The sequence below is a fragment of the Kluyvera sp. CHPC 1.251 genome, assembly GCF_036759945.1.
Taxonomy (GTDB): domain Bacteria; phylum Pseudomonadota; class Gammaproteobacteria; order Enterobacterales; family Enterobacteriaceae; genus Kluyvera; species Kluyvera sichuanensis.
In genome coordinates this window covers 38,730-47,945 of record NZ_JAPKIC010000015.1, presented here as the reverse complement: position 1 = coordinate 47,945, position 9,216 = coordinate 38,730, and the positions used below count along the sequence as shown (strand labels likewise).

Genomic DNA, 9,216 nt, shown 5'->3' with positions numbered 1-9,216 from the left:
TTGCGCTACCAAGCTGCGCTACTCGCCGATGTACTGCTTTTTGAATTATAAATTCAATTCATTATAAAGTCGTGGTGCGAGGGGGGGGACTCGAACCCCCACATCCTAAGGACACTAACACCTGAAGCTAGCGCGTCTACCAATTCCGCCACCTTCGCAATTTCACAACTCTATCAAATAATGGGGTGGCTAATGGGATTCGAACCCACGACAACTGGAATCACAATCCAGGGCTCTACCAACTGAGCTATAGCCACCACTGCAAATCTCTTACGCGGTCTTTTAGAACCACCGCAGCTCCAGCACCGGGTAAATGGTGCGCCCGACAGGATTCGAACCTGAGACCTCTGCCTCCGGAGGGCAGCGCTCTATCCAGCTGAGCTACGGGCGCTTAGCGCCGTTGCGGGGTCGGATAATACGGACTTCCTCCCCCGCTGTCTAGTGCCTTTTAAAAGAAAATTATCGTTTGCTCATGCTTTGCGCGTTTTGTCGCTTATTTCTGCAAATCTTGCACTTCCGCGCCCTGGCTCATGCCAAAAACCTTATAAACCAGCGTCACAAGGGCCAGGAAGATCATGCCAACAAACAGCGACATCCGGGTGTCATCGTTGAATCCCATACCGATCAGCACGCAAATCAGGAACGCCATGGTCAGATAGTTGGCCCACGGGAACATAATCGAACGGAACGGGTGGCTAGCTATAGCTTCTTTATGTGCGCGACGGAAGCGCAGCTGGCTAATCAGAATCACAAACCACGGCACCATGCCCGGCAGTACGCTTGCACTATAGACATAGACGAACACGCGCTGTGGGTTAGGAATAATGTAGTTCAAGCAGGAGCCAATCAACAGGATAACAATCGATACGCTAACGCCAGCCGCCGGAACGCCGCTTTTGGTCACTTTCGCCATCGCCGACGGCAGTTGACGGTTTTTCGCCAGTGCGTAGAGCATACGGCCACAGCTGTACATGCCGCTGTTACAGCCAGAGAGCGCCGCCGTCAGCACCACGAAGTTGATAATACCTGCCGCCGCGGTGATACCAATTTTAGCGAAGGTCAGCACAAACGGGCTGCCGTTGGTACCAATTTCATTCCACGGGAAGATGGTGACGATAACGAAAATCGCGCCCACATAGAAAATCAGGATGCGCCACAGCACTTTGCCTACCGCGCTGCGCAGGGTCACCTGCGGGTTTTTCGCTTCACCGGCGGTCATACCGATAAGCTCAACGCCCTGATAGGATGCCACGACGATGCAGAGCGCCGTCAGGAAGCCTTTCCAGCCGCCGGCAAAGAAACCGCCGTGTTCGGTCAGATTACTAAAGCCAATGGAGGTACCGCCGTTGCCGAAGCCAAAGAAAATGACGCCGAGGCCGATGACAATCATAACGATAATGGTCGTGACTTTAATCATCGCGAACCAGAACTCGATTTCACCGTACAAGCGCACCGCCGCCAGGTTTGCCAGCGCAACCAGCCCCACGGCGATCAGTGCCGGTATCCACTGCGCCATATCCGGGAACCAGAACTGAACGTAAACCCCTATCGCGGTAATCTCCGAGATCCCCACCGCCATCCACATAAACCAGTATGACCAGGCCGTAAGGTAGCCGAAAAACGGGCTCATATAACGGTGCGCATAGACAGCGAACGAACCGGTTACCGGCTCGAGAAACAGCATTTCGCCCATTGAGCGCATGATGAAGAAGACAAATACCCCGGCCAGAATATAGGCCAGCAGCACCGACGGTCCGGCCCACTTCAGGGTGCTTGCCGCGCCCATAAATAGGCCCACGCCGATGGTGCCCCCAAGGGCAATTAATTCGATATGACGGGCTTCCAGACCGCGCTGGAGCTCCGGTTTATTCTCTGCCATAGATCCTCTTGTGTTTGCATTTGTCCGGTCGATGCCGGTTTTATTTTTTATAGAAAAATAGATGTCTGTCGGATACGGATACCGCCGTAGAAAATACGTAGATATCGTCAGGGCAGGCGAATGGTTTAACAATTTGGCTGAAATGGCAAATAGAAATGAGGAATAAAGTATCGAAGTTGTGAATACATCACGCATATTCTGCGTGATGTATCACGGGTAACGCGCAGGAAATTCAGAGATTATTGGTGTAGTGCCAGCGTAAATAGCGCAGCAGACGAAGCTGGCGTTTAATTCGGCTTGGTTGGGATAGCAGGCGGTAAAGCCACTCCAGCCCCAGGTTCTGCCACACTTTCGGCGCACGCTTCACGTGGCCGGTAAAGACATCATAGGTGCCACCCACGCCCATATAGAGCGCATCGGGGTAAACCTGCCGGCAATCGCGCATCAGGATTTCCTGCTTGGGTGAGCCCATCGCCACGGTAACGATTTTGGCCCCGCTCTCACGAATACGCTCGAACAATGCCGGGCGTTCTTCCGGCGTAAAATAGCCATCCTGGATGCCGACCAGATTCACGTTCCACTGCTGGCGCAGCTTTTCCACCGTTTCCGCCATCACCTCAGGCTTGCCACCCACGAGGAACACCGGCGTGCCTTCTGCGCCAGCGCGCGCCATCAGCGCTTCCCAAAGATCCGCTCCCGCCACGCGTGAGACGTTAGCGTCGGGATATTTCTTGCGAACTGAACGCACCACGGAAATACCGTCGGCGTACTTAAACTCCGCCGCGTTAATCAGCTCCCGCACCTCGGCGTTATCTTCCAGCGTCAGCATCTTTTCAGCGTTAATCGCCACCAGCGTGCCCTGCTTCAGATTGCCGTCCGCGTACAGATAGTCCAGCGCATGCTGCATGTTGCGCCAGCCGATAAGCTTCAGCCCGCGCAGGGTATAGGTCGGCGCGGTTAATGAGTCAGCCATTTTGTCCTTCTCCAACGTGCGAGGGACGTTTTAGCCGCTGATGAATCAGCCCCGCGCTTTCAAACAACCAGTACAGCAGTTTTGCCACCAGCAAGCACACCCCAAAGATAACCATGAAAAAGACAACGCGAGAGCCGAAGGAGTCCAGCCCTTCACGTGCCAGCACGATCATATTGAAGATCGCGCCAAAGCAGAAACTGTGCAGAATCGCCGATTTATAGCGGTTAGTTTCCCGATTGCCCAGCATATACAGCCAGTCGAACCACTTGATAATCAGTCCCACCGCCACCGCGCCCAACGGGACAAACCACATACCGCCCATCACCACCAGTGAACCGATAAGCGTCGGGGAGATAGCCAGCCCGGAATGGTTGTTCAGCACTTCCCAGGTAAAGTAGTTGGCGGTGTTCAGCACGATGCTCGGCCGCGATGGCCACATCCAGCTTGGGATAAAGACGTAGAAGTCGCGCACCATCGGCGCCAGCCCCTGGAAATCAATCTTGTCGTAGTTCTGCAGCAACAGCGCCAGGTTTTCCCACGGCGAGAAGGTATCGCGCGTCAGATAGAGGAAGGTATAAAACGCTTCATCGCCGCTAACGTTCATGCCGTAGCGCTTCAGCGCCAGCCAGAACATGCCAACAATCCCCATAACCCCGGCGGCCACCAGCATCCACAGCGAAATCCAGCCACGAATAATGCCGATAAACAGGAAGATAGCGAAGGCGATAATAATGTTGGCGCGAGTACCGCCGACAATCGCGTAGGTCAGCAGGCCAAAGGCCGTCGTCGCGATCAAAAAGCCAATCCACCGCTTCCAGCTCGGATTGAGGAAATAGACCACCAGCATCGCCGGAATAAAGAAATAGAAGAAGCGTTTAAGCGCCACGCCCGAGACTTCACTGGAGAAAATCTGGCTGTAGGAGTGCAGCTTAAACAGCAGGAAGCCGTTATGCATGAAGAAAGTGCCGACCGTAAACAGCGCAATCACCATCAGCAAAATCCAGGTGATATTCGTTTCAACCCGATTCATGGTAAACAACGGCCGCCGCGCAACGGTGGTCTGCGCAGGCCGCAGACGCGTTTTGTAGGTTACGTAGTAGACCGCATAGAAGCAGACTGAAATCAGCAGCGTTTGCAGCAACACGTCCGGCGGTGACACGCCGACGCCAAAGCGGAACACCAGCGTACAGGTCAGCGGGAAGCCGAAGAAGAAGGTCAGCAGGAACAGCAACGAGAAGAAAACGTTGAAGTTAAAGCGAACACGGCGAAACTCAAACCAGGTCAGGGTGCCGATAAACAACGTCGACAACAGCCAGACGGCAAGCAGCCCGGTAAACTGCATTTCGCTCATACCGCTTCCCCCGCCGCCAGTTGCAGCGCCCGATGCCACGGCGCCAGATAGTTAGGTTTGAAAAAGGCGATGCCGTTTTTATCCACCAGCGCCAGCTGACGCTGCGCTTCACGCACCACCGGGACGGTCAGCGCATCGTCGGTGAATAACACCGGAATATGCTGCTCGGCCATATCCTGCCAGAACGGGTTCTGCCGGTTAAGCACACAGGGGATCCCCGCCTGAATCAGCAAACAGAGCGTGCCGATACCTTGCTGGCGCGCAAAAATAAAATAGCCTAAATCGCAGCGACGCAACAGTGCAAGATAGGCGTCAAACTCCAGCTTTTCACGCAAAATCTGCACATTTTCACTGCTAAATAGCGCCAGCGCGGCTTCATTGACTTCCGCAATATAGGCCGCGTTGTTCGCCGGGTAGCCCATCGGCACAATGACGTTTACCGTATCGCCAAACTGCTGATGCACTGCCTTCAATGCCGCAACATGCTCATTGCTACGATCGCCGGAGTTACCCACCAGTACCGTCAGCTTGCCGTCACGCGGCGCGGCGTCTGCCAGCCCGTTCAGTGAAGGGTCCATCCGCGTTGGGAAATAAAGCAGCTCGCCGGGCACCTGCGGGTGACGGGCGGCAAAATAGCTGAGATCGCCACGGGTGGCAAACACGCGGCCCACTCGCCCCTGCGCCGTGCGACGCAGCGGATAGAACAGGCGGAACTTCAGGCCGCGGGAGACTTCATACAGATCTGCCCCCCAGATATGCCAGCTCACCTGCGATGGCTTCAGGCCGCCGCTGAGCAGCGCCAGCCAGATGCCGGTATTAAACTGACCGTGGAAGAAAAAGCGCTGCTGCCGGTTGGCCTTCGCTTTTGCCACCACCGCCTTTGCCAGCGCAGATTTATCGTTATAGCGGTCGATAACCAGCGAAGGAAACGCCTTCGCCAGGCTCTCATCGCCGCTCACCACCATAAACTGACGGGCGTGCGCGGGCTCTGCGGCCAGCTCATCGGCAAAAAACCGTAGCACCGTCTGGTTGTGGTGAGGGATATCCGATCCCAGGATATGTATCAGTTCGGTCATTGCCGTTTACGCCAAATTAAAAATACGCCGCTACACAGCGTGAAATAGACAATATAGGTCGCCATATAGGCCTGCGCGGCCCCTAGCGCGCCGTGCGCCGGGATGAGCCAGTGGGAGAACGCCGTCAGCAGCGTAAACTGGCTCAGTTCGGCCAGAATATAGAAACGCAGCGAGGCTTTGGCGATCACTAAATAGCCATAAACGTAAGCGCCTACTTTCAGTACATCCCCCACCAACTGCCAGGCGAAAAGATCGCGCATCGCGACAAATTTCGATGAAAACAGCAGCCAGATAGCAAAATCGCGCAGCAGCCAGACGGTCAGACTTGCCGCCGCCACCGCCGGCACCACAAACTTCAGCGAGCGGCCAATTTCGCGGCCAATATCCTGCTTGGCGGTTAACCGCGAAAGCGTTGGTAACAGATAGACGCTAAACGAGGCGGTAATAAATTGTAGGTAAGCATCGGAGATACTGCTCACGCCTTGCCAGATCCCCACTTCATCCCAGCTGTAGTGCTCCGCCATCAGGTTTCGCATCATCACGTAGGCCACGGGCATAGTGACGGAGGTAATCACCGCCATCAGGGTAAATTTGCCCAATTGACCCGCCAGCAAACGGTCCCACTGCGGTTTGAGATAGCCCCAGGGAATGACGCCACGCTTACTGAGCATCACCGCTGCAGGAATCACGATCAGCGCCGGTACCAGCGCCAGCCCCAACAGTGCGCCCTGATAGCCGCCAAAGTGGTAGCAAGCGTAGTAAGCCACCACGCCAATCAAGCTACCGGCAATCAACGACAGTGCGTTGCCCGCCGCATCGCGGAAGCCTTTCATTAGCGCCAACAGCAGGTTCGCCCAGGCGATACCTAACTGCACCAGCGCGACGAGGCGCACCAGCCCCTGATAATGGGTATGGCCAAACAGCCCCTGGCTTATCGGTGCCGCCGCGAGCAAAAAAATCACCGCCAGCAGCGTGGAGAAGCCGAGCACCATTGCCGATGACGTGCCCACCACCTGGCGCAGTCGCGCCGGGTCATCGTGATGCTGGGCGACAAGCTTCGTCACCCCGTTAAAGATTCCCGCCCCGGCCAGCACGCCAAGTACGGTCACCAACTGGCGGAAGTTACCCGCCTGACCCACCCCTGAAGGACCAAATGATACCGCCAGCAGCTTGACCACCAGCAGCCCAACGCCAATCTTTACCAGCGTGGACGCGGCGGTCCACACCGAAGCTTTTGCCAGTGACATATCAGGCGAAGTAGCTCAGCAGGGTATTAATGACCGTACGCTGGTCAACCGGCGACAGGTTATAGAACAGCGGTAAGCGAAGTAAACGCTCACTTTCTTGCGTAGTGAAACGGTCTTCGCCGTGGAACTCGCCAAACTTCTCGCCCGCTGGGCAGGAGTGCAGCGGAATGTAGTGGAACACCGCGAGGATTTCCGCCTCTTTCAGCCAGCTAATCAGCGCGCTGCGGTCTTCTACGTCGCGCAGTTTGATATAGAACATATGCGCGTTATGACCGCAGTTTTCCGGGATCACCGGCAGGTCGATGCGCCCGGCGTTTGCCAGCGGCAGCAGCGCGTCATAGTAGGTTTGCCACAGGGACAAACGCTGTTTATTGATGCGTTCAGCGGCTTCCAGCTGCGCCCAGAGATAGGCGGCCTGCAGGTCAGACATCAGGTAGCTGGAACCAATATCGCGCCAGGTGTATTTATCCACCAGGCCACGGAAGAACTGGCTACGGTTGGTGCCTTTCTCGCGGATAATCTCCGCCCGCTCCACCAGCGCGCGATCGTTAATCAGCGTCGCACCACCTTCACCGCCAGCGGTGTAGTTCTTGGTCTCGTGGAAGCTAAAGCAGCCGATATGACCGATGGAGCCCAGCGCGCGGCCTTTATAGGTCGACATCACGCCCTGCGCGGCATCTTCCACCACGAACAGATTGTATTTTTTCGCCAGCGCCATGATGGTGTCCATCTCGCAGGCCACGCCCGCGTAGTGCACCGGCACGATGGCACGGGTTTTGTCGGTGATGGCCGCTTCAATCTGCGTCTCATCAATGTTCATCGTCTTTTTATGCACGTCGACAAACACAATTTTCGCGCCGCGCAGCACAAAGGCGTTGGCGGTGGAGACAAAGGTGTAGCTCGGCATAATCACTTCATCACCCGGCTGGATATCCAGCAGGATGGCGGCCATTTCCAGCGACGCGGTACAGGACGGGGTCAGCAGCACCTTGGCGCTGCCGAAGCGCTGCTCCATCCACTGCTGGCAGCGACGGGTAAAGCCGCCGTCACCGCACAGTTTGCCGCTGCCCATCGCGGATTGCATGTAATCGAGTTCAGTACCCACTACCGGTGGGGCATTAAATGGAATCATGGTGTCACCTGTATAGCCAGTACGCGGTGCTAACCACGTTAGCGCCGCTATGAATATAGCGTTGAAGTGCTGCGGTATTGCCGGCTTGCGTCGCCACCCGTAGCGTCGAAAGACCGCGGGTATGCGCCCAGCACACCGCCGCCTGCATCAGTTCTGCACCCGCACCGCGCCCAGCCAGCAGGCCGATTCTCGCGTCACAGGCATTTAATTCTCTTAAGGAGACAAAGGCGCGGATCGCCCCGCGTTCATCGCGAAACACCAGGCACTGGTTATCAAAGGTGCCTTTTACCGCATTTTCAATCCACTGTGCGTAAAAACGACCGCTCGCCTCCGGGGCATACCACGGCGCGCGAAAACGGCTTTGCGCAAAAGCGTGGGCCGCAAGGTTTCGCAGCGCGGGAATATCGTCGTCAGTAGCAACCTGTGCCAGAGTGGTTCCACCCGCAGTCACCGGCAGCGCCAGGTCAACTTCACCCTCGACCAACCGGAAGCCCAGCTGCTGGAGCGCATCAAGATGCTCCACCTGATGCGCGGCGATTTTCGCCTGCACCCGCGACCATCCCGTTAATCGTTCAACGGTCAGCAACGGCGCATCATCGGCGATACGAACAATCGCGCAGTTCACACCGAAGAATTGGTTTTCCCACGTCAGGGGATCAATACTGGCGCGGACGAGCACGAAGCAGCTCCAGCAGATACTGGCCGTAGCCGGTTTTCGACAGCTGCGCGGCGGCGCGCTTAACGCCGTCGTCGTCGAGCCAGCCGTTGCGCCAGGCTATCTCTTCCAGGCAGGCAATCTTGAAGCCCTGACGTTTTTCTACCGTCTGCACAAACATGCTTGCTTCAATCAGGCTGTCGTGCGTGCCGGTATCGAGCCACGCGAAACCGCGGCCCAGCAGTTCAACGGTTAGCTTGCCGTCGTCCAGATACATCTGGTTAATTGAGGTGATTTCCAGCTCGCCGCGCTCGGAAGGCTTCACGCGCTTAGCGTACTCCACCACCTTGCTGTCGTAGAAATAGAGGCCGGTGACTGCCCAGTTAGATTTTGGCTGCTTGGGTTTTTCTTCCAGCGAGAGCGCGTGGAAGTTATCGTCAAATTCCACCACGCCAAAGCGTTCCGGGTCCATCACCTGATAGCCAAACACCGTCGCCCCTTCGGTACGTGCCGCCACGTGGCGCAGTTTCGGGCTAAAGCCCTGGCCGAAGAAGATATTGTCGCCAAGCACCAGGCATGACGGCTCGCCGTTGAGGAAGGTTTCACCAATGATAAACGCCTGCGCCAGGCCGTCCGGGCTTGGCTGCTCGGCATACTGCAGCGAAATACCAAATTCACTACCGTCACCCAGCAAGCGCTGGAAGTAACTTTTGTCTTCCGGCGTGGTGATGATCAGGATTTCACGGATCCCCGCCAGCATCAGCACCGACAGCGGGTAATAGATCATCGGTTTGTCGTAAATCGGCAGCAGCTGTTTTGACACGCCGCGGGTGATCGGATGCAGGCGCGTGCCCGATCCGCCAGCAAGAATAATACCTTTCATGGCTTTCCTCCTCTGAGGTG

Annotated in this window: 8 protein-coding genes and 3 tRNA genes; all 11 read right to left on the bottom strand. The window is 56.3% G+C overall.

Translation table 11 applies throughout. From position 1 onward, the window contains the following. Window positions 1-72 precede the first annotated feature (72 nt). Window positions 73-158, bottom strand: a tRNA-Leu gene (locus V6940_RS21205). Between the two features lie 23 nt (window positions 159-181). Further along, window positions 182-257 (bottom strand) — tRNA-His (locus V6940_RS21200). Between the two features lie 57 nt (window positions 258-314). Next, window positions 315-391: transfer RNA gene (locus V6940_RS21195), tRNA-Arg, on the bottom strand. 102 nt (window positions 392-493) lie between these two features. Continuing rightward, window positions 494-1,879, bottom strand: a complete 1,386-nt coding sequence (gene thrP, locus V6940_RS21190; protein ID WP_333497209.1) for a bifunctional threonine/serine APC transporter ThrP — start codon at window positions 1,877-1,879, stop codon at window positions 494-496. Between the two features lie 232 nt (window positions 1,880-2,111). After that, entirely contained in the window at window positions 2,112-2,852 is a 741-nt protein-coding gene (gene wecG, locus V6940_RS21185; protein ID WP_333497208.1) for a lipopolysaccharide N-acetylmannosaminouronosyltransferase, read from the bottom strand. Then, window positions 2,845-4,203: an ECA oligosaccharide polymerase gene (gene wzyE, locus V6940_RS21180; RefSeq protein WP_333497207.1), complete on the bottom strand. Its 1,359-nt coding sequence runs from the start codon at window positions 4,201-4,203 to the stop codon at window positions 2,845-2,847. The genes wecG and wzyE overlap by 8 nt, the downstream gene beginning before the upstream one ends. Beyond that, window positions 4,200-5,279 carry a TDP-N-acetylfucosamine:lipid II N-acetylfucosaminyltransferase gene (locus tag V6940_RS21175; protein WP_333497206.1) on the bottom strand — a complete coding sequence of 360 codons (1,080 nt, stop codon included), beginning with the start codon at window positions 5,277-5,279 and terminating at the stop codon, window positions 4,200-4,202. The genes wzyE and V6940_RS21175 overlap by 4 nt, the downstream gene beginning before the upstream one ends. Further along, window positions 5,276-6,526, bottom strand: coding sequence for a lipid III flippase WzxE (gene wzxE, locus V6940_RS21170; protein ID WP_333497205.1), 1,251 nt, complete (start codon window positions 6,524-6,526; stop codon window positions 5,276-5,278). Before wzxE ends, V6940_RS21175 begins: the two co-directional genes overlap by 4 nt. 1 nt (window position 6,527) lies before the next feature. Next, window positions 6,528-7,658 (bottom strand): dTDP-4-amino-4,6-dideoxygalactose transaminase, encoded by a 1,131-nt coding sequence (rffA, locus tag V6940_RS21165; protein ID WP_333497204.1) that lies wholly within the window; start codon window positions 7,656-7,658, stop codon window positions 6,528-6,530. Between the two features lie 4 nt (window positions 7,659-7,662). Then, window positions 7,663-8,337: a dTDP-4-amino-4,6-dideoxy-D-galactose acyltransferase gene (gene rffC / locus V6940_RS21160; RefSeq protein WP_333497203.1), complete on the bottom strand. Its 675-nt coding sequence runs from the start codon at window positions 8,335-8,337 to the stop codon at window positions 7,663-7,665. Continuing rightward, entirely contained in the window at window positions 8,315-9,196 is an 882-nt protein-coding gene (rfbA, locus tag V6940_RS21155) for a glucose-1-phosphate thymidylyltransferase RfbA (RefSeq protein WP_333497202.1), read from the bottom strand. The genes rffC and rfbA overlap by 23 nt, the downstream gene beginning before the upstream one ends. Window positions 9,197-9,216 lie beyond the last annotated feature (20 nt).